Raw genomic sequence first — 25,019 nt, 5'->3', positions numbered from 1 at the left:
TACGAACAAGGACCTTTTCCACTTTCGTCAAATCAATAGTGCACTTGAAGAATAAGTCCGTTTAAAAAATTTTGAGAAGCTTGATCAATTACCTAATACAAATAGTACGCCTGCAATATTCAGAATAATTAAGGACATGGCACCTGCGCAAGCAGCAAACAGGCCCGGTCTTTGCGTTGGTATCAATAAGAACTAATGGGCTGCTCTAATCGCACTTGCTATTTTAAAATTCCTAAGCTCTTAACAATTAAGCGTTATTGTTTTCTGAGAAATTTTTTTAGTTCTATTCATTGCCTGCTCTGCGATAGCATGGCAAGCCAGAGATTAGAGATTTTTTACTTTAAATTCGCAACAATATAAGTATGCGCGGAGCAAAAATGCTGTCTAAACGGACGGTTCAAGATTGTTTGCACCATTTACGAACACAGTGCAATCAAGAACAATCTACTTTTAGAGCTAAGGTAAATAAAAGTGCCCGCCAAGTTTTTCCCGGTTGTCTTCTTTTCTTTGTCCTTTAATACTTGTACTGCGCATACCGATACTTCCCATACTTCGATCCATACCCGTAACGCCCGGCCCGTGGCTTCAGGTCATTAAAGACCACACCGGTAACGGCCGTGCCGGCCTGCCGGAAGCGCTTCACGGCTTCCTCTATCTCGCCCATGGTGCTGATGCCTCCGCGTACCACATTGAAAATGGTCCCGACATGCGGCGCCACGACCAGCGCGTCCGATACCGCCAGGACAGGCGCGGTGTCGATCACGACGAAGTCATATTGCGCTGCCACTGCGTGCATGAATGCCGCGAAATTGCCATGGGAAAGCAGTTCTGCGGGACGCGGCGGGAGCTCGCCGGTTGAAATGAAATCCACGTTTTCCACGATGTTGCGGTGCGTTGCCTGCTCTAGGGTCAGCTGAGACGCAATCAGCTCTGAAAGTCCATTCTTGCGTTCCAGGCCGAAGTAGCGTTGCAGATAGCCCTTGCGCAAATCGGCGTCGATCAGCAGCACTTTCTTCCCGGTGGAGCCCAGCACTGCGGCGAAATTCACGGCAATGAAGGACTTGCCAATGCCGGGCGTCGGTCCGGTCACCATGACGATGCGATTCTTCGCGTCCAGCATCGAAAACTGCAGCGAGGTCCGGAAGCTGCGCAGGCTTTCCACGGCGGCGTCGCTCGGATCTTCCTGTGCCAGTACGGAGACGCGTTTTTCCTTGTTCTGCACGTGCATGTAGAGGCTGGTTTGGGTCTTGCTGTGTGGAATGGCGGCGCTGACGGTCAAACCCAGCATCTGCTCGATTTCATGCGGATCGTCGATTCCACCAAACAGGCTTTTGCGAACGAAGGCGCCGATCACGCCCAGGAACAGGCCAATCAATACGGCCAGCGCAACCACCACGGGCTTGTTGGGGCGCAGTGGTTTCATCGGCCGTACCGCGGAGTCGAGCAGGCGGGCATTGCCGACCTTGCTTGCCTTGAGCAGGCGCAGCTGCTGGGCGCTGTTGAGCAGCGAGGTGTACAGGTCGGTGTTGACCTTGACGTCGCGGGTCAGGCGTAGCACGTCCTGTTCGATCGACGGCAGGGTCTTGATCTTGGTATTGACCGAGCCGAGTTCCTGTTCCAGGGTACGGATCTGCTGGTTCACCGAGACGACCAGCGGGTTTTCATTCTGGAAGCGGGTTTGCAGTTCATCGCGCTTCTGCTTCAGTTCCACCAGGCGGGTCTGTGCCAGTACCGACTGCTGCAGCACGGACTTGGCTTCCTCACTCAGGTCCACGGTGCCGCGGCTGTTGCGCAGGTTGTTGTACCTGACTTCCGCCTGCTCCAGGCTGGCCTTCAGTTCGGGCAACTGCTTTTCCAGGAACAGCAGCGACTTTTCGGCTTCCTCGGATTTGCGGTCAACGTTCTGGCGAACATACTCGCGGGCGATTTCATTCAGCATGTTGACAGTCTTCGCCCTGTCAGCGCCTTCGAGCGAGACGGAAATGATGCCTGACTGCTTGCCTTTTTCAGCGATTGCAAGTTCGGCCTGAAGCTTTTCCACGGTGTCGGTGATCGGGGCGCGCACCAGTTTGAATTGCGCGCCCTCCTTGGCTTCCAGCACGTCCACACGCAACTCGATGTCGCCCTGCTCGGTACGCTGTTTCAGCGTTTCGCCGGTGCGGCCCGTCAGGTCGATGTTGGCGTCTTCCTGGGTAAGGCGAAAACCGCCCTTGCCGTCTGCGGTGATCAGAAACGGCTCGTTTTGCAGGCTGTCGGGCACGTTGAACAGTGGGACTTCGGCCTGTTCAGCGCCCCAGACATAACCGGCCGCAAACCCGAACAGACCCGGCTCGGACAACTGCTTCGAGCGCCTCGCATTCCAGGCGCCGAGCAGCGGAAAGTATTTGGGCTGGACGCTGATGTACTGGCGGGTATTGTTGACCGCACGCGTCACCACGAAGCGCGAACGCAGGATTTCCATTTCCGCGGTGGCGGCGGTCTTGAGGTCGAACATGCTTGCCATGTCGCCCAGGATGTTCTTGGACGACGAGGCGCTGTCTTCCACCTGGATCAGGATGTTGGCCTGGTAGATCGGCGTGGCCAGGAAGGCATAGCCAGCGCCCAGCAGTGTGATCACCAGCGCAATGGAGGCGATGAGCCAGCGGCTGTCCAGCAGCACATCAAGGTAGCTGGCGAGGTCCAGCGTATCGTCGTCCTGCTCATAGGACTGCGCAATCGGTTGCGCCATTGGTGGTAGAGGCTGATTCATCAAATTGCTTCGGTAATTTTCGTTAAACGCTCAAGTGGCGCGGCCATCGCATGCGGATGGCACGCCGCGCAGCCCCGGGCATTGCCGGGTTCAGCTGATCTGGGCAATTCGCTCCGCAAAGACCTTCACGCCGGCATCAATCAGGCGGAAAGCAGCCTGAAAACTTTCGATACCCTCACGATAAGGATCGGCAATGTCCGCCTTGGCAAATTCGCCGAGCCGGAATACTTTCCCGCGCGTGCCCACGTAGTGGGATTCGACATGCTGCTTCTGCTCCTGGTCCATCACCAGGATGAGGTCGGCTTCGCTGACCATGCGCGACGTGATCTGTTGTGCCCGGTGGGCCGATATGTCGATGCCGTGCGCTTGCATGATTTGCACCGAGAACGGATCGGCCGGCTTGCCGATCAGGGCGCCGAGGCCGGCCGAGCGTATTGTCTTGCCCGGCATGGCCTGCTTCAGCAGGCCTTCGGCCATTGGGCTGCGGCAAATGTTGCCTATGCAGAGGACGAGAATGTTCTCCATTACCGCAACTGCCCCACGGAGCTGACAGTGGTCTGCGCCGTCGGAATGATCAGGCTGACGATGCGGCTGAAGCGGGCCAGGCCGGACGCATCCACGAACACCACGTCGCGCGGGCTGAGTTCAAAGTTTTCGGCGAGCGCCAGCGCGACGGGCGACTGCGCATCGAGGTTATAGATGACCGGGTCGGGCTGGTCTGCATTGCGCACCACATAGACCTGGCGGGAAGACGCGCTCAGCTGGTTCAGGCCACCGGCTTCGCCCAGCGCCTGGGTCAGGGTCATATAGCCATTGACCATGGGCAGTGCCTTGGGCACCGAGACTTCGCCCAGCACATAGACCTTGTTCTCGTCACGGCTGCGCACGCGCACGACGTCGCCATGAGCCAGCATGATGCTGGACGGGTTGATGCCCTGCCGCACCAGCAGGGGAATGTTGATCAGGTGGGACTCGCCGTTGCGGGTAACGATGATCTGGCTCTGGTCGGCAGAGGGAAGCAGGCCGCCGGCGCGGGTCAGGCTTTCGAGCAGGGTCATCGGCATATCGTCGATGGGCTGGTTGCCTGGCGCCTTCACTTCGCCATCGACATAGACCCTCTTGCTGCGAAACGACAGCACCCGCAAGGTGATATCGGGCTTCTTGATGGACTTGATCAGCTTCTGGGCCAGCGCATCACGCGCCTGCAGTTCGGTCAGGCCGGCCAGCTTGATGGCGCCCACATAGGGGAATTGCACGATGCCTTCCTGGTCGACGACAAAGGCGGCGGGCGTTTGCGCGCCGGCCGACGCCGAGAGGGCTTGCGCACCAGCCGCGGCAATATTCAGTTCAGGGTGATCCCAAACCAGGATGGAAAGCATGTCGCCGTTGCCGATGACATAAGGCCGGGGCTCGCCGAACAGATTGCTGATGTTCTGCCTCGACTGCCTTGTCCTTGCTTCCTTTTCCGCTTTCAGCAGGTCTGGCGTGATCAGCTTGATGTTCGGCGTCGGCGGCGCTTCGGCAGTTGTGCTGGGCACCTGCGCCGGGCTGATGCGCATGCCCGACTCCATGTTTGCGCAGGCAGCCACGACAGACAGAAGCGCTACTGCACTTAGGCGCTTGAACGCAACATGCATGATTCCTGGGTTTTTGTTCGAAAAAAACATTGCAGTGATTCAGTCGGTAGTTCAAGCCCGCATGCACGATGGAATGTGGATAGCGTGTAACTTGGAGGGTTTTGCTTACGCGAGGTGGATCGTTGTAGAAACTTGACGAGAGCGTTACCAATCAAAAATATTGCCACGAGATAATATTCGATTATACAAGGCAACATCCGAAGCTTGAATCATTTATTCAAAAGTGTTGCGTGGCTGGTTCGTTTTTCGACGACTCTCTGCTGTACCAGCCTAGCTTCAATACGTTTTAAAAGAAGCATAAATACTTGTATTTATTGAATAAATTTATCCATATAGCACTATGCTGTACGCTGATATGTTTCTTTTGTTAAACAATCACAACGGCTAGCGCTTGCTTTTTGGATGTCAGTACTCGCATTGAAACAAACTGGGCAATGCCCGACGCGACGATCACCTGCATGCGCCTAATGGCTGACTTCGCTTGTGACCGAATGATCATAGGCTGTTGCAAACGCTTGCCTGGAAACGCAGGAGCACATAATTATTCGCTCTGTGTGATGCCAGACGGCTCACTGTTCCACGATGTTGCCTGGAAATTTGCTTTGGCTGTCGTTCCGGTAGGCATGCTGTTTTGCGATTCAACAGCATGCCTGTTACAGGTATTGCATGATGAAATGGTCAGTACACGTTCTTGCCTGTCCAACCTTTCAATGCGGTCCAGAAGATGATTTTCAGATCCAGCAACAGCGACCAGTTCGTTATGTAGTGCATGTCGAACTGGACGCGTTTTGCCATTTTGTCGAGGGTGTCGGTTTCCCCCCTCAGGCCATTGATCTGGGCCCAGCCGGTAATGCCGGGCTTCACCCTGTGCCGCAGCATGTAGACGTCCAGTTCATTCTTGTAGAAATCGTTGTGGGCCAGCGCATGTGGCCGCGGTCCAACGATGGACATGTCACCTTTCAGTACATTGATGAACTGCGGCAGCTCATCAATGCTGGTACGGCGCAGGAAGTTGCCTATCCAGGTGACACGGGGATCGTTTTGCGTCGCCTGCGTCAAAGCGTTGTGTTCGGCATGCAGCTTCATCGTGCGGAATTTATAGATCAGGAACTTCTTTCCGTTGAGGCCATGACGAGTCTGCTTGAAAAATACAGGGCCTGGCGAAGACTTCTTGATGCAGGCGGCTATGACGAGGAACGGCAGCGCCAGAGCGACCAGCACAAGAAAGGCAATTACCTTGTCGGATATGTCCTTTATCAAGCCACGCAGGCCATGTGACTCCGGACGGTTCAGGTCTACCGTCAGCATGCCGAGGAAATTCATGGAGCGACGGCTGGTGAAGGAAATGCCGAGCGCGTCTGGCATCCAGCGTATGTCGCAGAGCGCATTGCGCAGCAGGTATTGCAGTTGCTGCAGCTTGTCATATTCGCTCAGCGGCAGGGTCAGCCAGATTTCATGGACCTGGTGCTCGGCCACGAACTTCGCTATGCCTTCCACGTCATCGATCCGGGCGATGCTGGCATCCTGAATGTGATGCCGCTCCTCGAGGCTGCAATGAATAGCGGCAATGTCGTAACCAAACCAATCCTGCTGCAGCGCCCGCTGATGCATTTCCCGCCCTGCTGGGCCATACCCGACCAGAACGACGCGCTTGCCATTCATGCCCTTGCGCCGCATCCAGCGCAGCGCATTGTAGACAACCATGCGATGCACAGTCAGCAGTATCGCGCCCGCAGAGAACCAGTAGGCAAGCCACAAACGAGACAATACTGACGCAACATGAATGACATAAATGAAGAGCACGGCAATAACCAGGACTGCGCTCCAGGCCAGCAGAATCTGGCCGAACAAAACGTAGAGAGACCGGCCACGCCAGGAGGTATACAGCTGAAATTTCGGAAAAAGCTGAAATGCCAGGGCCGCGCCAAGGTAAGTGACCAGCAGATAAATCGATGACAGCTTCTCCAGCGAAAGCCCGAAGTACGCAAGACTGACAACGTGTCCGGCAAATACCACAATGCTTGCATCGAGCAAACGCTTGCATAGCTCTTGCTGGCTGGAATGTTTGACCATAACCCTTTGAACTCGTAATTCCTCGGTTAGCCCTGAAAATCAGACTGCGCGCCGACATTGTTGATGATGTTGATTGAGCGCAATATTATAGTTTAGAAACGTTGCAATGAGTCTATTTTTTATAGCAAAAATTTTGTGTTGCGTTAGTGTTCCCCTTTACAGATTGTTCCCATAAGGAGGATCTAATATTGATTCCTTATTGAAACATTGTAGTTACAAGCCTTGAACTGCTTTTCACTACCCCGCACGAGGGGAAAAAGCCTGCGGCAATCCACATAGCAACGAAGTGATTACTGTCTACGGTCAATTTAACCCGTTGCTCAAAATGTTTCTTATAGTAAAGAATTTTTGATATCTGCGGAGCGAGGATTCGCCCCATCTTTTCGCTGAACTTGCCATCGATTTAAAGGGTGATGTCAGCGCAGTAGGCGCGACAAACGCGACTGCACGCGCCCGTGGACATCGGAGCGTATGGAACCTTGCAAACTTGTGCGGTACCCAACGGGCCACTCTTCTTCTTGAAAAGGCGCCGCCATGAAAATCAATGGAAAAACTTTTCCCGAAGCGCCAGTTGGTTTTAATGAAGCCAGCAGTGCTTCAAGCCAACGAGAAATATTCGCCACCCCTAAACTGGTCACACGAACCGCGGACGCTGCGAAGCTCATGCAGGTCGAAAAACCCGGAAAAAGCGGGATGCCGCTACCGGCCGGCGATCCGCCGGAAATCAGCTGGTTGCCATTCGAGGATTTTTCCGCATCGACCGCTTCGGAGTGCATCAAGGTCGTGATGGACACAGATTCCTTGCTGCAAGGCGCCACGCCCAACGGGATCAGTCACGACCGGGCACCGACGCTGCCGCGTATCGCTCAACCGGACATCTGGCAGACGCTCCGGAAAACCACCACCCCGTCCGGGCAGGCCGTGTTATTTAACGAAGCGCCCGGCGACATGCGGATCGCCGCCGAGCACAGGAAGAATGTCGGCGTGTATTTCATGGCGCCCTGGGCCAGCCGCCTCCCGCTCCATCACCAGCAGCAGCTCGAGCAAGGCAACTACGTACTGAAACACCCCGATGGCGAAATCAGCCGCTGTACCTCCTATAGTGAATTCACCCAGTTCGCCGGCGTCGGCGCCCCCCTGCTTCCTGAACTGATATTGCATGTCGCCGGGCCACAGTTGCAGAACTTCCTTTGCCAGACTTACCTGTACAACCAGTTATTGTCCCTGTTCGCGCATATCGGCGAGCGCCGCGTGGAGCCGATGCCTGAGCTGCGCACGAGGTTCGCACTCGAACACAAGCAGGATGGCCGTATCTCGGCAACGTATGTGGCAATCGACGAAAACCTCAGCAAGGCCATGCTGGTAGGGCGCAAACCGTATGACGAACATGAGGCCAGCCCTGTTGCCCAGGCCAGCATTCACTTCAGTGGAGCGCTGCTGTTTTCCCCAACGCTGGCATTTTCAATTGCGCCGGTAAAGATATTCGCCACCGGGATGCAGTTCGCAGCAGTCGCGGAATCGGCCGCCCTGGCGGTTACCGACAGTTTCGCTTGACGCTGACCTAGACGGCACTTACATTACTGACTCGTCAGTAAGTTATAAGAAGTGCCTAGATGCAATGCCCGTTCAAAAACAAACCCCGCTGGACCCGCCGCAAGGATGCCCGGCCTCAGGAATTGCTGGCCGCTGCGCTGGCGCTGTTCGTTGAACGCGGTTATGCAGCGACCCGCCTGGATGACGTAGCCGCCCGCGCGGGGGTATCCAAAGGCACGCTTTACCTCTATTTCGCTGGCAAGGAAGAGCTGTTCCGGGCGGTGGTCCGGGAAAACCTGGTGCCGGTGCTGGACGAGGCGGAACAGATCATCGATGGCTATGCCGGTGACAGCGCCAGCCTGCTGCGTGAATTCATTCTCGGCTGGTGGCAGCGCATCGGCGATACGCCGCTGTCCGGCCTGACCAAGCTGATGATGGCCGAGTCGGGCAATTTTCCGGAAGTCGCCAAGTTCTACCACGATGAAATCATTTCCCGCAGCGACGCGCTGATCGTGCGCATGCTGGAACGCGGCATGGCGCGCGGCGAGTTCCGGCAGGTGGATGCGGCGCAGGCGCGGTTGGTGATCGTGTCGCCCATACTGATGCTGATGCTGTGGCAGCATTCGTTCGATCTCTGCCGGCCGGAACCGATTTCGGTATCGAATTACCTAGATACGGTTATCGACCTGATGATGCACGGCCTACTCCCCTCCTCCCCCCCTACTCTCTCTCCGACGGAATAGTCATGTTCAGACGCCGGTCATTCTGGATCATTGCCATCGTAGTGCTGCTCGCCGCGGTCGGCGGCCGCGGCTTCGTCAAGTCGCGCCAGGCAGCCGCCAGCACGCAGGCCAATGCGCCAACCGAAGCGCCGCCGCTGCAGTTCCTGGCCTCCGACCTGTTGACGGTGACGCCGCGCGACCTGCGGCAGACGCTATCGGTAACGGGTTCGCTGCGGGCCATCAACCAGGCTGCGGTGAAGGCCCGGGTAGCGGGGGAAGTGCGGGAAGTGCTGGTGCGCGAGGGCGAGGCGGTGACTGCCGGCCAGGTGCTGGTGCGCATGGACGAAAGCGACTACCGGGCGCGGCAGGCACAGTCGGAAGCGGCGCTGGTGGCGGCGCGCGGCCAGCTCGATATCGCCGTCAAGGCGCGCGACAACAACCGCGCCCTGCTGGAGCGCGGCTTCATCTCCAAGAACGCCTTCGACACCACCGCCAGCCAGTACGGCATCGCGCTGGCCAATGTCGATGCCGCGGCGGGCGCGCTGGCTGTCACCAAGAAGGCGCTGGGCGACACGGTGATCCGCGCACCGATCTCGGGCCTGGTCGCCAGCCGCAGCGTGCAGCCGGGCGAAAAGGTTGCGGTGGATGGCAAGCTGCTCGACGTGGTCGACCTGTCGAAGATGGAAATGGAAGTGGCGGTGCCGACCAGCGACATTCTCAGCATCGCGCCCGGCCAGGAAGTGGCGGTCAGGGTGGAAGGTTTGGACAAGCCGATGCCGGCGCGGGTGGCGCGGATCAACCCGGCGACGCAGGCCGGCTCGCGTTCCATCATGGCCTATCTGCAGCTGGATAATCCGCAAAGCCTGCTGCGGGCAGGCATGTTCGGCGAGGCGCGGCTGACGCTGTCGAAAAAATCCGGCGTGCTGGCCGTGCCGCAGGCGGCATTGCAGGGCAATGGCGACAGCTTCTTTATCTATGCGATCGAAAGCGACAAGCTGGAACGCAAGACGGTGCAGACCGGCATCACCGGCAGCGACGGCGACGCGGTGCTGGTGGAAATCACCGGCGGCCTGGCGCCAGGCGCACGGGTGGTGCGCCGCAATCTCGGCAACCTGCCCACCGGCGCGAAGGTGAAGGTGCTGCAGACCGCCGCCGGCCCGATCGACGCGTCGGCCCGCTAACAGGAGGCCGCCATGTGGTTTACCCGCATCAGCATAGGCAATCCCGTGCTGGCCACCATGATGATGGTGGCCTTCGTCGTGCTCGGCCTGTTTTCCTATCAACGGCTGCAGGTGGACCAGTTTCCGGACATTACCTTCCCCATCGTGGTGGTGCAGACCGAATATCCGGGCGCGTCGCCGGAATCGGTTGAGTCGGACGTCACCCGCAAGATCGAGGAAGCGGTCAACACCATCAACGGCATCGACAGCCTGACCTCCCGCTCCTACGAGGGCAACTCGGTGGTGATCATCCGCTTCCTGCTCACTGTCGACGCGGCGCAGGCGGCGCAGGACGTGCGCGAGAAGGTGGCGCTGGTCAAGCCGGCCTTCCGCAAGGAGGTCAAGGAGCCGCGCATCATGCGCTACGACCCGGCCGACCGCGCCATCTTCTCGATCTCGGTCTCGGCCGAGGAAGGCAGCCAGCGCAATCTGCGCGAGCTGACCACGATCGCCGACCAGGTGGTACGGAAGCGGCTGGAGAATGTGCGCGGCGTCGGCTCGGTGACGCTGGTGGGCGGCGTCAAGCGCGAGATCCAGATCTATGTGCGGCCCGGCGACATGGAAGCGCTGGGCGTGGGCGTGGACCAGGTGATCGCCGCGGTGCGCAACGAGAACCAGGAACTGCCAACCGGCGCGATCCGGGCGGCGGACAATGAAAAGGTGGTGCAGGTGCAGGGCCGCATCGGCGACCCGGCGGAATTCAGGCGCATCATCGTGGCCCGCCGCGGCGGCCAGCCGGTGCTGCTGTCGCAGGTGGCCACGGTGGTGGACAGCCAGCAGGAACAGGAGACGCTGGCGCTGTACAACGGCCGCCGCACCCTGGCCATCGACATCCTGAAGGCGCAGGGCCAGAACACCATCGAGGTGGTGGACGGCCTGCGCCAGGCCCTGGCCGAGATGGCGCCGACCATGCGTGCGCTCTACCCCGGCGTGCGGCTGGAAGTGATCAAGGACGGATCGCGCCAGATCCGGGTCGGCGTGGAAAACGTGCGCAAGACCCTGATCGAGGGCGCGGTGCTGACCATCCTGATCGTGTTCCTGTTCCTTAATTCCTGGCGCTCGACGGTCATTACCGGCCTGACGCTGCCGGTGGCGCTGATCGGCACCTTCCTGTTCATGTACGCATTCGGCTTCACCATCAACATGATCACGCTGATGGCGCTGTCGCTGTGCGTGGGCTTGTTGATCGACGACGCCATCGTGGTGCGGGAAAACATCGTGCGGCATGCCGGCATGCGCATCAACGGCCGCTACAAGACCCATCGCCAGGCGGCGCTGGAAGGCACGGCCGAGATCGGCCTGGCGGTGCTGGCGACCACCTTCTCCATCGTGGCGGTGTTCCTGCCGGTGGGCTTCATGGGCGGCATCATCGGCCGCTTCTTCCACCAATTCGGCATCACGGTGGTGGCGGCGGTGCTGATCTCGATGTTCGTCTCCTTCACGCTGGACCCGATGCTGTCCTCGGTCTGGCCCGACCCCGATGCCCATGGCCGCGCCGGCAAGCGCACGCTGTATGACCGCACCATCGGCCGCGTCACCGGCAAGTTCGAGGAATGGGTGCAATCCCTGTCGCGCGGCTACCAGGTGCTGCTGAAATGGTCACTGCGGCACCGTGTCGCCACTTTGGTGCTGGCCATCGCCACCTTCTTCGCCGGCCTGGCGCTGCCGGCCTCCGGCCTGATCGGCAGCGAATTCGTGCCGCAGGCGGATTATTCCGAAACCGGCGTGGCCTTCTATACGCCGGTGGGCTCCTCGCTGGAACTGACGGAAGCCAAGGCGAGGCAGGTGGAAGCGGTGCTGCGGGAGTTTCCGGAAGTGCTGGACCTGTACACCACCATCAATACCGGCAACGCCGCCGGCAAGAATTTCGCCACCACCTTCGTGCGCCTGAAGCCGCGCGCCGAACGCAGCCGCAGCGCGGCCCAGCTGACCACGCCGCTGCGGCAGCGCCTGGCCGGCATTCCCGGCATTACCGTCACCCTGGTGGGCAGCCTGGACGACGTCGGCGGCGACAACAAGCAGGTGCGCTTCTCCATCCTGGGCAACGACCTGACGCAGCTGGCGCGCATCTCCGACGAAGTGCAGGAACGGCTGCGCAGGATACCCGGCGTGGTCGACCTCGATTCCAGCATGAAGGCGCAGAAGCCAACCATTTCCATCCAGCCGCGGCGCGACATCGGCGCCGACCTCGGCGTGGGCGTGGCGCAGATCGGCAATGCGCTGCGGCCGCTCCTGGCGGGCGAAGCAGCCAGCAGCTGGCGCGGGCCCGACGACGAGAACTACGACGTCACCGTGCGCCTGGCGCCGTCCGACCGCGGCAGCAGCGAAGACCTGTCGCGCCTGATGCTGACCAGCTCCCAGCTCAATCCCGACGGCTCGCCACGCATGGTGCCGCTGCGCCAGGTCGCCACCGTCGCGCCCTCGCTGGGCGCGAACCAGATCAACCGGCGCAACCTGAACCGCGAAGTCGAGATCTCGGCCAACGCGGTCGGCCGCTCGGCCGGCCAGGTCAATGCCGAGATCAAGCAGGCGCTGGACGAGATGCACTGGCCGCCCGGCTACCGCTACGAGATCGGCGGCGCCGCCAAGAACATGAAGGAGTCGTTCGGCTACGCGCTGTCGGCGCTGGCGCTGGCGATCATCTTCATCTACATGATCCTGGCATCGCAGTTCGCCAGCTTCCTGCAGCCGGTGGCCATCATGTCGGCGCTGCCGCTGACGCTGATCGGCGTGTTCCTGGCGCTGATGTCCTTCCGCTCCACGCTCAACATGTTCTCCATCATCGGCTTCATCATGCTGATGGGACTGGTGACCAAGAACGCAATCCTGCTGGTGGACTTCGCCAACCAGTCGCGCCAGGCCGGCATGGAGCGCGGCGCGGCGCTGCTGGAAGCAGCGCATGTACGGCTGCGCCCCATCCTGATGACCACGCTGGCGATGGTGTTCGGCATGGTGCCGCTGGCCTTCGGCCTCTCCGAAGGCTCGGAGCAGCGCGCGCCGATGGGCCAGGCGGTAATCGGCGGCATCATCACTTCCTCCATCCTGACGCTGGTGGTGGTGCCGGTGATTTATACCTATCTCGACGATTTCGCCGCCTGGGCGAGGCGGCGGCGTCGCCCCGCCGAAGCGATCGGCCAGGGCGCGGCGCCGGTTATCGCGCCACAGGCCGGTCATCGCGACGACGGGCTTTGATAAAATTGCGCCATTTTTCCATTCCTGACACTGAGCCTCTCCATGAACATTGAGCAAGCCCGCTTCAACATGATCGAACAGCAGATCCGCACCTGGGACGTCCTGGATACGGAGATACTGGACCTGCTGCATGTGGTCAGGCGCGAAGCCTTCGTACCGGAAGCCGTCCGCAGCCTGGCTTTCGTCGACACCGAGATTCCACTGCCGGGCGGCGAAAACATGCTGCCGCCGAAGTTCGAAGCGCGCGTGCTGCAGGAAGTCGCGCCCAGGAAGCATGAAACCGTGCTGGAAATCGGCGCGGGCACCGGCTACATGGCGGCGCTGCTGGCGCACCGGGCGCTGCATGTGACGACCGTGGAAATCTCGCCTGAACTGAAGGCGATGGCGGAAAAGAACCTGGCCGACTACGGCGTGGGCAATGTCGACGTGGTGCTGGGCAATGGCGCCTTCGGCTGGGAAGGCAGCGGCCAGTTCACCGCGCCGTATGACGTGATCGTCATTTCCGGCTCCCTGCCGGTGCTGCCGGACGCCTTCCTGCGCCAGCTGAAAGTCGGCGGCCGCCTGCTGTGCGTGATCGGCGAGCGTCCGGTGATGGAAGCGCGGCTGATCAACCGCACCTCGGAAACCGGCTACCACACCCGCAACCTGTTCGAAACCAGCGTGACGCCGCTGCGCCAGGCGGTTCATCCTTCCCACTTCAAGTTCTGAGGACCAGCGATGCAACATCTGAGCGCGCCTGAACTGGCGCAATGGCTGGCCGACCCGGCCCGCGACAAGCCGCTGCTCTTGGACGTGCGCGAGCCCTGGGAATTCCAGACCTGCCAGATCGCCGGCTCGACCGAGATGCCGATGCGCACGGTGCCGGCGCGGCTGGCCGAACTGCCGCAGGATGCGCCGGTGGTCTGCATCTGCCACCATGGCGCGCGCAGCATGCAGGTGGCCAATTTCCTGGAGCAGCACGGCTTTTCCGAAGTGTCCAACCTGACCGGCGGCATCCATGCCTGGGCGCTGCAGGTCGACAACAACATGCCCACTTACTGAAATCCACGCCGGAGACTTTATGCGCCTATCCCGCCTTGCCGCCCTGTTTGCCACCACCTTCTTCGCCTGCCAGACGCAGGCCGCCGACCTGTTGCAGGTTTACCGGGAGGCGCTGGCGAATGACGCGGTGTTTGCCGGCGCCCGGGCGGCGCTGACGGCCGGCGCGGAACGCGCGCCGCAGGGCCTGGCCGGACTGCTGCCCAACGTCGGCGTCACCGGCAGCTATGTGCGCACCGACGGCACGGTGGATATCTCCAGCCTGAATGTGCGACGCGACAGCGGCGCCACCGTCAACAGCTACACGGTGTCGCTGGCGCAGCCGCTGCTGCGCTGGGCGAACTGGGAAACCTACCAGCAGGGCAAGCTGCTGACCGCGGTCAGCGAAGCCCAGTTCGCGCAGGCCCAGCAGGACCTGATCGTGCGGGTGGCGCAGGCCTATTTCGACGTGCTGGCGGCACAGGATGTGCTGGCCACGGTGCAGGCGCAGAAGGTTGCGATCACCGAGCAGCTGGCCTCGGCCAAGCGCAATTTCGAGGTCGGCACCGCCACCATCACCGACAGCCAGGAAGCCCAGGCGCGCTACGACCTGGCCGAAGCGCAGGAGTCGGCGGCCATGAATGACCTGGAAGTCAAGCGCAGCGCGCTGCAGCAGATCATCGGCCGCCCGGCCGGCGACCTCGCGACGCTGAAACCCGGCCTGCTGCTGCCCCGGCCGGACCCGGAACGCATCGAGCCGTGGATAGACAGCGCCGAGACCCGTAACTACGGCGTGATGGCGCAGCAGTTGTCGCTGGAAGTGGCGCGGCGCGAAATCAGCAAGAACCGGGCTGGCCATTATCCGACGCTGGACCTGGTGGCCAGCCGCACCCATTCGAACCAGAGCGGCGTGCTGCCCACTGCAGTGAACCAGGCATCCGGCATCGTCTCCAACACCAGCAACATCGGCGTGCAGTGGAATATCCCGCTGTTCTCGGGCTTCGCAGTGACCAGCCGGGTACGGGAATCGATCGCGCTGGAGGAGCGCAGCCGGGCCGACCTGGAAAACGCCCGCCGTGTCGCCACCCAGGGCGCACGCCAGGCTTTCCTGGGCATCAACAGCGGCCTGGCCCAGGTGCGGGCGCTGCAGGCGGCGGAAGTGTCGAGCCAGTCTGCGCTGGAATCGAACCGGCTTGGCTACCAGGTGGGCGTGCGCATCAATATCGACGTGCTCAATGCGCAGCAGCAGCTCTACGCCACCCGGCGCGACCTGGCGCGCGCCCGCTACGACACCCTGGTCAACAGCCTGCGCCTGAAATCGGCGGCCGGCGTGCTGCGCGAGGAAGACCTGACGCAGGTGAATGCGCTGCTGCAGTCGTTCTGAGCGCTAGGTCAGCGCGCGGGCACTTCATAGTGCAGCGGCCACGAGCCGACGCGATCGGCACGATCAGCGCGATCAGCGCGATCAGCGCTTCTTGTGCTTGGGCCGTTTCATTACCGGCCATGCCGTAGGCGAAAGGGCAGAAACCGCGATGCAGTAAATCTGCAGTGTCAGGCCCCGTCTTGGATCGAATCCGGCGTCAGGCCTGCCCTGCCCGCCTCACACTTATCACTACCCGCCTGTTTGGCGCCAGGCAGTCCTGCTGCTCCTGACCGCTGCCCGCGCAACTTGACAGCGGCACCTTGGGATCGGCCGCGCCCATGCCGCGCACCGTGATCGGCACGTCCGGCAAACCGTTGGCCTTCAGGTAATCCCGCACCGCTTCCGCCCGCGCCTGCGACAGCTTCAGGTTGACCGCATCGCTGCCGAGCTGATCGGTATAGCCGCTGATTGTCAGTGTCAGGCCGGCAACCTGCTCGCCATCTTGCACCGACGCTTTTGCTTCCTCTATCAAACTGTCCAGTTCTTCCTTTCCCTCCAATTTCAGCGTTGCCTGGTCGAAGTCGAACAGCACATCGGACGGCAAGTCCAGATCGTCCGACGCGGGCACATCCGCCTTGCAAACCGGGCACGGCGCTCCGCCACAGGCGGTGCCGCTGTCGGAAGTGGCGTTGGCTGGCGTATTGGCGTCGTCATTGCCGGGCGCGGGTTGATCGTTGCCATTGGTGGGTGGCGCTGGCGGATCGCCGCTGCCTTGGTTACCGGCCGGGTCGGACGAGGTGGGAGGCTGCGAAGCAGGCGGATTCGACGAACCGCCTGGTCCGGCGGGATCGGCAGACCTGGCGCCCTCCGGCGAAACCCAGACCGGGTTCGACCACTCGAAGGCATCGCTGTTCATGTGCAGCGTGATATCGGTGACCACCGGCACCCTGCCCTTGGCCAGCAAGGCGCTGACAAAGCTGTCCTTGCCATCGTCGGCTACCTGCAAGCCGCCGGCGAACACCTTGGCCACCAGCGGCACGCCCGGCCGGTAGCCATGAGTGATGCGCACCTTGAGCAGATTGGCGTCGAAGATGTTCTGGCCCGAACTGGCCTTGATGATGGCGGGATTGCGCAGCGCCAGCGACGAATTGGGCAGCACGCGGGCATTGGTATTGTGCTTTTCCTTCAGTTCCAGCTCGCTGAAGTCATCAAAGCTGGCCTTGGCGGGATTGATCAGCTCGAGGCGGAAGTTACCCTGCATGTCGACCGCCGCCCGCGCCGCCGCCTGCGCCACTTCCTCGGCATTGCTGCCGCCGCCGTACAGCGGCGCCAGATGGCGCAGGTAGGCGGCGCTGATGGACTCGGCGGTCGCATTGTGCATGCTGCCGGCCCGCACCGCCATGAAGCCGGCATGGTTGACCTGGTTCTTGGTGAAGAACAGCAGTGCGTATTGAAGTAGCGCCAGGCCGACCAGCAGCAACACCGGGGCGACGATGATGAACTCGGTCATCGAGGCACCGCGCTGGGGGTGGGAGGGTATCGCGGCTTGCTTGTTGAAAAAGGGATGGGCCAGACGGTGCCCAGGCGCGATGCCCAACCGCGTGATGCTGCCGGCGGCCATTTCCAGCACATGCTTTGCACCCGGCCTGGCACTGGCGCGCCACGGGGGGATGTCGGCGACGCAGCGCAGGACCACGCCGTGAGTGTCGAGATAGAGAACATCGATGGTTTGCCGCATGAAGGCGGTATGGATGCTGGCGCAACGGGTCAGAAGCAAGGCGCTCATTGGCTCCAGAGGGTGTGCGAACATCAGCCCGCGCAGGCGGTGCCAGAAGTTGTCGGCGGTCCGGACATTCAACGGCTTGAAGCCAGAGCAGGTATACAGACCGGTTGTGATGTCAGCACCCGTAGCCTGGGTTGAGCGCGGTGAAACCCGGGCCATCCCTGCCTCATTCACCAGAACCTCCGCTCCCAGCCTCCCCGCCACCCCCATCAACCGGATAAATCCCCTGACGTACAAACCGGTGAAATGAGGAAGAAGTCCACTGCACCACGTGCGATATCTGGCCATGCTTCACCGGATTGAAAGGAATGTAGTCGACGTGCCGCGTCTTATCGCGCTCATCACACAAGGCGCGCTCCCGGCACTGACTTTGCCAGGTTCCACGTTCCCCCTTCCTTGCGCGACTTGCACTACGCCATTCGCCACGGGGAATCTGGCAGGAAAACCGGGTCTTGATTGCACGCCAGCGGCCTGGGTAATCTGCTTCGCCGCTTGGTAGCGTCCATAGGGAATGCAAGTGGTCAGGCATGACGACTACGGCATCGAGGGGGAAGGATCGCTGCGCCTGCACTGGTTGAAATGCGTTGCACAGGATTGCAATTTGGTCAATCAGCAAAGAAGAAGTACGGTTCAGCAAGGCGATAGTAAAGAAGTAACTGGCACCGGAGAGGAAATTGCGACGGTATTGGACCATGGCTTTTCAAGTTATTTGCAGTTTTTGCTGGTGGTGTGACCCTAAGATGACGACTCAAAATTTTTTTGGCAAGAAATTTTCACTTCAACCTACAAATTCCCTCTTTAATTATTTAAACCCTTGAATTATTTTTCCGAACCATATAAAGATGCAGCTCGCTTAACATTTATGCATTCTTCGTAGCAAGCTTGACTTTTTCCACAATCCCATAAATTTTGGATTGCACCAATACCATTTCCTTCCTCATCCCACTTACCAGTATAGAATGCAATTTCATTTACAGGAAAATCGTATTCGTCATTTTTGACAACCATATAGACTATCTTTCGATCTTTATCAAAAATTCTATATTTTGGCGGATAACTTAATCCTCGATTTTCTGACCAATTTTTTCCATTAAACCTATAGAGAACACTATTAAGATACTTTCTAAATTCAGTTGGTCGATTGGTCATCCAATCTATTTTTACATCTAGAATTTGACAATCAGCCTTCCCGTCAATGCTAAGATAATATCTACCATACCAGAAAGAGTTCACAGGGAGCGCAGGCTCCCGGGCTTTTACCTTTTTACAGGTAGGCTCCGGAACGACATGAAACCTGTTTTTTATTTCTGCATCAGTCAATTCTTTAGCGTGAGAAAAAGACGTCAGCATTATATATCCCAAAAAATATATTGATTTTTTTCTTATTACATGGTTGCAGCAATACTTAAACTTAGAAAACTTTTTTCGAATACTCATTATATCTGCGCTCAATTTTTTCAGCCAAACCCCGGGGTCATAGCTATTGTAAAATATCATCTCTCCAGCCTTTCCGATAACGCGTCAATTACAAATCTATATTTGTCCTTACAACTAGAGGGCAAATCACTGCTCAAAATTTCCTCCTTTTCCATATAAAAAGAATAAAACCAAGCCGACTTAATGTCATTCCATTCCCCGTCGGGATTTGTTAACTCATCTCGCCGCGCCATCATTGGAAATTTAAAATATAGCATTGCACCAACAGCCAAGTATTGGCGCAAATCGTCACAAGTTGCGGGCACGCTTTTTAGAGACGGACTATACCCTGCATTACCATAAACGTAATCAACAACGACTCTTTGATTGCGTTCTTTATCAAACAAAATCATTGGGATCCAGGCATTTAACCCTCCGCCAAATTTTTTCCAATTTTTTCTTTGGAATTTGACTACTCTTGTCGGAAATCCATAAATTTTCCCGGTGAATTTCGATGACTCTAACTCAGCAACGTCATACAATTCGCACACTCCGTCGCCATCAGCATCTACCCAACGCCGGTATGATTTTTTTTCTGAATAATGATTAAAATCAATACCATGTATCATTATCTTTTGAGGTGCTCTCGCTTTTGGAATTTTGCAGTTTTTTAAATCTATCCAAACAAAATCAGCAAGAAATGATTCAAGTTTTTGCGACGAACTCGCATAACATGAATAAACGTTAAATACAATCAAAATACATGCAAACGAATGAAAAAAATTATTCATTTTTTAATCCAAATTCAATCGAATCATTAAAACTCCGCTCTCTTGAATCTCATTTTTCGATACGCATCGCAGCGATGGAAAATTACCGTAGACTTCGGGCTTAAAATCCCCCGAAATTTTTTTTACGTAATCTTTTGGATCATTTGACTTTAGGCGGGATAGCGAAAGCCACCACGTTCCTCCATTATGCCTTCGCGCCAAACGCATTGCCATTTCCAAATCTATTTTATTTTGATCCTCGCTGGATTTTTTATAAGCGAGGGGATAAAGCTTTTCCTCATCATACTTCAACCCAAAATCAGGATAACTTATCAATTGACTTTCTCTAATACGAAAATAAATAACTGCCAGTTTTTCCATCAATCCTCCTGGGGCATTGTCGCGTACAAGCGCTTTAAACCATTGAGATGAAGATTCGACAGTATCCCAAGCCGCCCATGCAGCTGCATCAATTATTTCAGTTTCATTTGTACCTCTTACATAATCTGTATTAGAAACCAAATCTCCTGACGCATTCTTTTTTAGAAACTCCCACATGCTCTTAGAAAGACCAGTTCTTTCAGAAAAATAGCTTTTATTCAAATCCTTTAGGTCGTCCCATGCAGTAGATAAAATTTCTTTAGAAGGACAGCGCATACCTTCACCTTCATAAGGATTTTTTTCTTCCTTCATACACCTTCCATAAACATAAATCCATTTTGCGCGGCTAGAGGCCTCTATAATATCTTGCTTATTGATTTCCCTACCAAATATAGAATCCAGATCCTTCTGATCTATTTTATTTTTTTCGACAAATTTCTTGTTTAATAAATTCTTTACAAGAAGTTCGGCAAGTGTTTCCGGAGCAAATTGGAGATGGCTATATGCAGCTGGCACTCTATCCACAAAATTTCTAGCTCCATCAATAAAAATTCCCGCATTAGATGGACAACCTTTGACACTGCAATCTTTATAAATTTGAGATACTTCGTTTATTGAGATTGCTTGATTTAGCTTGACAAATTTTCTTTTTCTTAAATCTTCAACAGTTGATGTCGATACCTCAGCATCCCCGCAATTAAGCAAACGTTGCGGCAAAGAAGCATCGGTTGGCGTTATCGGTATATCTTCTGGAGAAAATTTTATGGGCGGCAAAAGCAAGTTCTTGCTTACGCACAGTTTGGATTCATCGGAATTATTGGAGAATCCCGCCACCAACAACGCCGCATCCCGATTACTAAAATTCCCAATCGTAAAATTCGGCAACCCAATCAAATTCTTCCCGTAATGCTTCCTGAACCCATCGACCGTTTCATCCGCAGCCCCATTCCAGGAAACAGCCTTCTTCCCGCCCGTCAAATAATCCCCGCCTCCATCGAACAGCAGCCCCGTCTGGTTTTTCGCGTACTTTTCCATTAACTGGTTGATCGCATCGCTGCCACCGTCGCCGCTGGCTTCGATGCCGTCGATGCTGAAGGCCCAGCGGGCGCGGGTGAAGCCCTGGCTCACGCCTAGCTGCTTCCCCTTGGCGTCGGTGGTTAGGGCGTAATAGATCAGGCGGGCGGCGCCGTCGGGGTCGATGTAATGCCAGGGCTGGCCGGCGACGTACGCGGTCAGGTCCAGGCGCAGCGCGGGCGGGACGTTGGCGGACAGGGTGTCGGCGATGCCGGCCGGGTCGGGGCTCAGGAAACGGCCTTGCGATGGGTCGTAGTAGCGGGCGATGTGGTAGGACAGGCCGGTTTCACCGTCGGCGTACTGGTTTACCAGGCGCAGCCCGGGGTCGTGCGGGCTGGACGGCGCGCTTTTGGGGCGATTGCCCCAGGCGTCGAGCTCGGCACGCCACAGGGTTTGCGCCGGCTTGCCGTCGTCCGCCAGGGAGCGCACTTCACTCAGCGCACCGCGGCTGTCGGTCTGCAGCGCATGCGCGACGCCCTCGCGCAGCCATGCCACCGCCCGATATCCTTCGTACAGGTACTGGTTCAGGCTGCGCCGGCCCTTTGGATCGATATTTACCGCAGCGATCAGCTGCGTGCCCTCGTACAGATAGTACTCATCTCCGGCGGTGGTGTGCTTGCTGGCGCGACGGCCGCGGGCGTCGTAGCGGTAGCGGGCGACGGGTTGCGATTCTGACTGGCCGGCATTGAGCGCTGTACCCACCTCGCTCAGCTGGCTGGCGGCATTCCAGCGTAGCAGCAGTTCTCCCCTGGGTGCGGACAGACGATGTGGCAAGCCGGCTGCGTCATGGTCGGCGCCCGGGACTTGGGTGCTCAAACCGGGTTCGACCTGCGGCGCCCTGCCAGCCCAGGCGGTTGGTCCTGCCCCTCCTGCCCCTCCTGCCGTCATGGCAGGCAATGCCGCCGCGCCCGATGCCGCCGTCAACGCCTGGTCCGCTTCCCGCGGCGCGAACACCGCAATGCGGGTTTTCCAGCGCCAGCGGTCCAGCCAGGTTTCGGGCAGTCGGGTCATCAGCGCATCCAGCCAGACTGGCCAGTGGATCTGCTCAATCCCTGCCTGCTGGCCGCGATATGGTGCGCCGGCGTAATAGCGCCAGGCCAGGCGCTCGCCGCCCGGCAGGGTGCGCGAGATCAGGCGGCCGGCACTGTCGTAGCGTGACTGCAGGCTCATCCGCACCGGCGCGCCGCCCTCGCTGCCGGCGATGTCCACCTGCATCTGGCTGACCTGGCCCCAGGGCGCGTGGCGGTAATGGGTGGCGTGTGTCTGATGTCCGGCGATGTTCACGGTTTCAGTCAGACGCTCCGGACCGCGCCAGGTAATGTCCACTTGCTCGGGCAACTCGCCCGGCATGGTCCGCTCCACGCGCAGCAGGCGGCCAGCGGCATCGTAGCGGGCCAGCGTGATGGCAGCGCGCGCATCGCGGATCTCGACCAGGCGGCCGGCTTCGTCATAGCGGGCATGCTGCCAGCCTTGGCCAGGATTGCGTATTGCCACTACCTGGCCGAAATCGTCGATGCGGCGTTCGGCCGAGCGGCCATTGGCGTCGAAACGCAGCGCTTCATGGGCTGCTGCGGTCAGTGGATCGCCGTACTGGGTCGGCCAGAGCGCGTTGGGGGCGGCAACAGAAGCGTTGGTCTGGCCTGCCGGAGGCAACATGCCAGGCACGGCAAGGGCTGGGCTGGCCGCCGCGCCTGCCAGCGATGGCGCACGCGCCCTGGCGGCGGCTATGGCAGGCATTGCTGCTGACGTCATGGAAGTTTTGGAGGTTGTGGAGGTCGCAGAGGGTGCAGAGATCGTGGAGATCGTGGAGATCGTGGAAATCGCGGAAGTTGCGGATGCCATGAAAGCCTGCGTCCCAGCCACCTCCCCTTCCTCCAGCTCGCGCACCGTGCCATCGGCTTCCACCAGGGCGCTCGGCCGGCCCAGCGCATTCCAGCGCAGGCCCAGTTCGCGTTCGGCCAGCACCGTGACGCCGTCCGCATCCAGCGCCCGTTCCCGCACCTGCTCCACCTGCCCCAGCGGATCGTAGGCATAGCGCAGTTGCCGCACCGTGCGCTCCCAGCGCAGCGTCAGCACGGCGAGGCGGCCGGTGTGCGGGTCGTAGTCCATCTCGCTGATGGCGCCCATCGGGTGGCGGACTCGGCGCACATGGGCGCCCCGCGCGTCCCATTCATAGCGGGTGATGTCGGAGTCGGCCGGCGAGCCGGCCGGGCCGTTGGGCAGCGGGCCGTCGATTTCCGACAGCAGGCTGCGCCCTGCGATCTCTGCATAACGGTAACGCGTGGTGCGCGCCTGCATGCTGCCGTCCGCCGGGTGGTAGCCGGTTTCGGTCACTGCCAGCGCTTGCTGCCGCTGGTTATACTCGATGACGGTCCTGTGATCGTGCCCGGCCAGCACGCTGGGCATGGCGACCTGCTTCGGACCATGCTGGCTAGCCGGCAGCGATGTTGCAGGCGATGTCCCGGGCGCGACAGCCGCGATGCCGGCTGGCCGGTACAGCTGGCGCAGCACCAGGGTGCGGCTGGTCTCGCGGCCGTGGGCATACTGCACGGTCTTGCTGGCATACGTCCGGCCCCAAGCGTCGCGCTCCTCGCGCCGGCCTTCGACCGGCTTGCCGTGCGCATCCAGCCGCGTGACTTCCTGCAGCCGTCCCAGCCTGTCATAGCCGTAGCGGAGATTCACCGGACCGCAGCCCTCGCAACCGTCGCCGCGCGCTTCCAGCAGGCGGAAGGCGCCGTTGACGATGGCATGGCGGTAGATGGTGACGCGGCCGTCGCCATCGGTGAGCGTGGTGCGGCCGGGCGTGCACCGGTCCAGCATGATCAGGCCGGCGCCGGCATGCGGCTGACTGCCCGGTGCCGCGTCCTGCGCCGCCTTGCCGCTGGCCGACAGCACCGCCAGGCCGTTGCGGTCGTAGGCCCAGCGAGCAATACGCTGGTCGATCTGGCGATCGTCGCCGCCGGCGCCGGTGACGGAAATACCGGTCAGGAACGCGGGAAAGCGCGGGTCTTCGTAGTGATAGCGCCGGCGCAGGCTGCTGCGGCTGTAGTCCGAGGGACGATCGCCGCGGCCGTCGAGCGAGCGCAGCCTGCCCGGCTCGTGATGCGTCGGCAGATGGACCGCAATCAGGTTTTCCGCCTGCTGGCGCAAGCCGCCCGGCGTGGCGTCGCCATAGTCGTAGAGGATACGGCCGACCGGGGTATCCACATGGCGGATCGCGCTCAGCCTGCCCGGCCGCAGGCCTGCCTGCGCCAGGTAGTGGAAGGTAAGGCTGCGGCCCTGTGGATCGGTGACGGTGGCAAGGCGGCCGTCGGCCAGGCGCGCGATTGCCAGCGCCTCGCCGCTGGGCAGCATGATGCGCCGCAGCCGGCCGTTGCGGTCGAAGCCAAGCTCCCGGCCATCCGGCCAGCGCCAGCGGTAATGCAGCACGCTGTCGTCGCGCGCGATGCGCACCATGCCCTCGGCCGGGTTGGCGCTGGCAAACAGCGTCGCGCTCAAGGCGCTTTTCGTGAAGACGCGCCGTGCGCCGTCGGCCTGCACGATCCGCAGCGCGCGGCCCTCTGCATGCAGCCGGGTGTCATAGGAAAACTGCCAGCCGCGGCCGATGCCATGGAGCGGCATGCCGGGCCGCGCCAGTTCGCTGTTGTAGTGGCGGACCAGTTCCAGGCCCAGTGCGCCGGGCAGCGCCGCCATGTCGGTTTCGCGCTGGTGCTTGTTGCCGGTGATGAGATTGACCGGATTGCCCACGCCCTGCGGCGCGCCGCCGGTGGCGGGCAGTCCGGCGACCTGCTCCTCGCCGCAGGGAGAGCCGGCGACATCCGGCCCGCAGGCGGACGGCTCGGCAGCCCAACCGTGGCGGGCAATGACGCAGGCAAGCAGCAGCAACGCAATCGGAAGAATCCGGCAAAGGCATGCACGCATGACGAAGCGATCGGCAAACAATCAAGGCAATCGACGCGGCGGGCTGCTTGCCGGCCACGGGCTGCCGCGCTGCGTCGCAGGCGGGGAAGGAAGGCAATACGGGGCAATACGGGGCAAGACGGGTAGGACGGGTAGGACGGGTGAGACAAAGGCCGGTGCAGTGCCGGC

Annotated in this window: 16 protein-coding genes; 7 read left to right on the top strand and 9 right to left on the bottom strand. The window is 59.5% G+C overall.

All coding sequences use genetic code 11. From position 1 onward, the window contains the following. Window positions 1-514 precede the first annotated feature (514 nt). The 4 genes from IGW04_RS04005 to IGW04_RS03990 form a co-directional block, all read right to left on the bottom strand. Window positions 515-2,728 (bottom strand): polysaccharide biosynthesis tyrosine autokinase, encoded by a 2,214-nt coding sequence (locus tag IGW04_RS04005; RefSeq protein ID WP_228526817.1) that lies wholly within the window; start codon window positions 2,726-2,728, stop codon window positions 515-517. Between the two features lie 111 nt (window positions 2,729-2,839). Continuing rightward, complete coding sequence (locus IGW04_RS04000) at window positions 2,840-3,274, bottom strand: low molecular weight protein-tyrosine-phosphatase (protein WP_194711726.1); 435 nt, start codon at window positions 3,272-3,274, stop codon at window positions 2,840-2,842. Continuing rightward, window positions 3,274-4,308, bottom strand: a complete 1,035-nt coding sequence (locus tag IGW04_RS03995; protein ID WP_228526815.1) for a polysaccharide biosynthesis/export family protein — start codon at window positions 4,306-4,308, stop codon at window positions 3,274-3,276. The genes IGW04_RS04000 and IGW04_RS03995 overlap by 1 nt, the downstream gene beginning before the upstream one ends. A gap of 756 nt (window positions 4,309-5,064) precedes the next feature. Continuing rightward, window positions 5,065-6,459: an undecaprenyl-phosphate glucose phosphotransferase gene (locus IGW04_RS03990; RefSeq protein WP_194711724.1), complete on the bottom strand. Its 1,395-nt coding sequence runs from the start codon at window positions 6,457-6,459 to the stop codon at window positions 5,065-5,067. 534 nt (window positions 6,460-6,993) lie between these two features. Here IGW04_RS03990 and IGW04_RS03985 point away from each other — a divergent pair. The 7 genes from IGW04_RS03985 to IGW04_RS03955 are packed head-to-tail and all read left to right on the top strand — an operon-like array spanning window position 6,994 to window position 15,527. Continuing rightward, the gene (locus IGW04_RS03985) at window positions 6,994-8,013 is read left to right on the top strand and encodes a hypothetical protein (protein ID WP_194711723.1); all 1,020 of its coding nucleotides are present in this window, start codon (window positions 6,994-6,996) and stop codon (window positions 8,011-8,013) included. 59 nt (window positions 8,014-8,072) lie between these two features. Then, window positions 8,073-8,735 carry a TetR/AcrR family transcriptional regulator gene (locus IGW04_RS03980; protein WP_194711722.1) on the top strand — a complete coding sequence of 221 codons (663 nt, stop codon included), beginning with the start codon at window positions 8,073-8,075 and terminating at the stop codon, window positions 8,733-8,735. 2 nt (window positions 8,736-8,737) lie between these two features. Then, window positions 8,738-9,895 (top strand): efflux RND transporter periplasmic adaptor subunit, encoded by a 1,158-nt coding sequence (locus IGW04_RS03975; protein WP_194711721.1) that lies wholly within the window; start codon window positions 8,738-8,740, stop codon window positions 9,893-9,895. Window positions 9,896-9,907: 12 nt separating this feature from the next. Then, window positions 9,908-13,126, top strand: a complete 3,219-nt coding sequence (locus IGW04_RS03970; RefSeq protein WP_194711720.1) for an efflux RND transporter permease subunit — start codon at window positions 9,908-9,910, stop codon at window positions 13,124-13,126. Window positions 13,127-13,168: 42 nt separating this feature from the next. Next, the gene (locus tag IGW04_RS03965; RefSeq protein ID WP_194711719.1) at window positions 13,169-13,834 is read left to right on the top strand and encodes a protein-L-isoaspartate O-methyltransferase family protein; all 666 of its coding nucleotides are present in this window, start codon (window positions 13,169-13,171) and stop codon (window positions 13,832-13,834) included. Window positions 13,835-13,843: 9 nt separating this feature from the next. Continuing rightward, window positions 13,844-14,167 (top strand): rhodanese-like domain-containing protein, encoded by a 324-nt coding sequence (locus tag IGW04_RS03960; RefSeq protein WP_194711718.1) that lies wholly within the window; start codon window positions 13,844-13,846, stop codon window positions 14,165-14,167. 19 nt (window positions 14,168-14,186) lie between these two features. Beyond that, window positions 14,187-15,527 carry a TolC family outer membrane protein gene (locus IGW04_RS03955; protein ID WP_194711717.1) on the top strand — a complete coding sequence of 447 codons (1,341 nt, stop codon included), beginning with the start codon at window positions 14,187-14,189 and terminating at the stop codon, window positions 15,525-15,527. Window positions 15,528-15,723: 196 nt separating this feature from the next. Here IGW04_RS03955 and IGW04_RS03950 read toward each other — a convergent pair whose 3' ends face one another. From IGW04_RS03950 to IGW04_RS03930, 5 genes are all read right to left on the bottom strand, one after another. Next, window positions 15,724-17,448 (bottom strand): DUF192 domain-containing protein, encoded by a 1,725-nt coding sequence (locus IGW04_RS03950; protein WP_194711716.1) that lies wholly within the window; start codon window positions 17,446-17,448, stop codon window positions 15,724-15,726. Window positions 17,449-17,455: 7 nt separating this feature from the next. Further along, window positions 17,456-17,983 carry an REP-associated tyrosine transposase gene (locus IGW04_RS03945; RefSeq protein ID WP_194711715.1) on the bottom strand — a complete coding sequence of 176 codons (528 nt, stop codon included), beginning with the start codon at window positions 17,981-17,983 and terminating at the stop codon, window positions 17,456-17,458. 125 nt (window positions 17,984-18,108) lie between these two features. Then, window positions 18,109-18,786 (bottom strand): hypothetical protein, encoded by a 678-nt coding sequence (locus IGW04_RS03940; RefSeq protein ID WP_194711714.1) that lies wholly within the window; start codon window positions 18,784-18,786, stop codon window positions 18,109-18,111. Then, a complete protein-coding gene (locus IGW04_RS03935; RefSeq protein ID WP_194711713.1) occupies window positions 18,783-19,496 on the bottom strand; it encodes a hypothetical protein in 714 nt (237 codons plus the stop codon). Before IGW04_RS03935 ends, IGW04_RS03940 begins: the two co-directional genes overlap by 4 nt. Before the next feature lie 3 nt (window positions 19,497-19,499). After that, window positions 19,500-24,872 carry a DUF6531 domain-containing protein gene (locus tag IGW04_RS03930; RefSeq protein WP_194711712.1) on the bottom strand — a complete coding sequence of 1,791 codons (5,373 nt, stop codon included), beginning with the start codon at window positions 24,870-24,872 and terminating at the stop codon, window positions 19,500-19,502. Window positions 24,873-25,019: the final 147 nt, after the last annotated feature.

The sequence above is a fragment of the Noviherbaspirillum soli genome (assembly GCF_015352955.1).
In the GTDB taxonomy this organism is placed as follows: Bacteria; Pseudomonadota; Gammaproteobacteria; order Burkholderiales; family Burkholderiaceae_D; genus Noviherbaspirillum_A; species Noviherbaspirillum_A soli.
The sequence above is the reverse complement of the archived record's forward strand: the minus strand, read 5'-3'. Positions and strand labels throughout refer to the sequence as shown.

What these genes read in the sequence shown, in the direction of transcription:
- IGW04_RS03995 (WP_228526815.1), bottom strand. Translation starts at nt 4,308, where the DNA reads ATGCGCATCAGCCCGGCGCAGGTGCCCAGCACAACTGCCGAAGCGCCG.
- IGW04_RS03950 (WP_194711716.1), bottom strand. Translation starts at nt 17,448, where the DNA reads ATGGCCCGGGTTTCACCGCGCTCAACCCAGGCTACGGGTGCTGACATC.
- IGW04_RS03990 (WP_194711724.1), bottom strand. Translation starts at nt 6,459, where the DNA reads ATGGTCAAACATTCCAGCCAGCAAGAGCTATGCAAGCGTTTGCTCGAT.
- IGW04_RS03980 (WP_194711722.1), top strand. Translation starts at nt 8,073, where the DNA reads ATGCAATGCCCGTTCAAAAACAAACCCCGCTGGACCCGCCGCAAGGAT.
- IGW04_RS03960 (WP_194711718.1), top strand. Translation starts at nt 13,844, where the DNA reads ATGCAACATCTGAGCGCGCCTGAACTGGCGCAATGGCTGGCCGACCCG.
- IGW04_RS03970 (WP_194711720.1), top strand. Translation starts at nt 9,908, where the DNA reads ATGTGGTTTACCCGCATCAGCATAGGCAATCCCGTGCTGGCCACCATG.
- IGW04_RS03940 (WP_194711714.1), bottom strand. Translation starts at nt 18,786, where the DNA reads ATGATATTTTACAATAGCTATGACCCCGGGGTTTGGCTGAAAAAATTG.
- IGW04_RS03945 (WP_194711715.1), bottom strand. Translation starts at nt 17,983, where the DNA reads ATGGTCCAATACCGTCGCAATTTCCTCTCCGGTGCCAGTTACTTCTTT.
- IGW04_RS03955 (WP_194711717.1), top strand. Translation starts at nt 14,187, where the DNA reads ATGCGCCTATCCCGCCTTGCCGCCCTGTTTGCCACCACCTTCTTCGCC.
- IGW04_RS03935 (WP_194711713.1), bottom strand. Translation starts at nt 19,496, where the DNA reads ATGAATAATTTTTTTCATTCGTTTGCATGTATTTTGATTGTATTTAAC.
- IGW04_RS04000 (WP_194711726.1), bottom strand. Translation starts at nt 3,274, where the DNA reads ATGGAGAACATTCTCGTCCTCTGCATAGGCAACATTTGCCGCAGCCCA.
- IGW04_RS04005 (WP_228526817.1), bottom strand. Translation starts at nt 2,728, where the DNA reads ATGGCGCAACCGATTGCGCAGTCCTATGAGCAGGACGACGATACGCTG.
- IGW04_RS03975 (WP_194711721.1), top strand. Translation starts at nt 8,738, where the DNA reads ATGTTCAGACGCCGGTCATTCTGGATCATTGCCATCGTAGTGCTGCTC.
- IGW04_RS03985 (WP_194711723.1), top strand. Translation starts at nt 6,994, where the DNA reads ATGAAAATCAATGGAAAAACTTTTCCCGAAGCGCCAGTTGGTTTTAAT.
- IGW04_RS03965 (WP_194711719.1), top strand. Translation starts at nt 13,169, where the DNA reads ATGAACATTGAGCAAGCCCGCTTCAACATGATCGAACAGCAGATCCGC.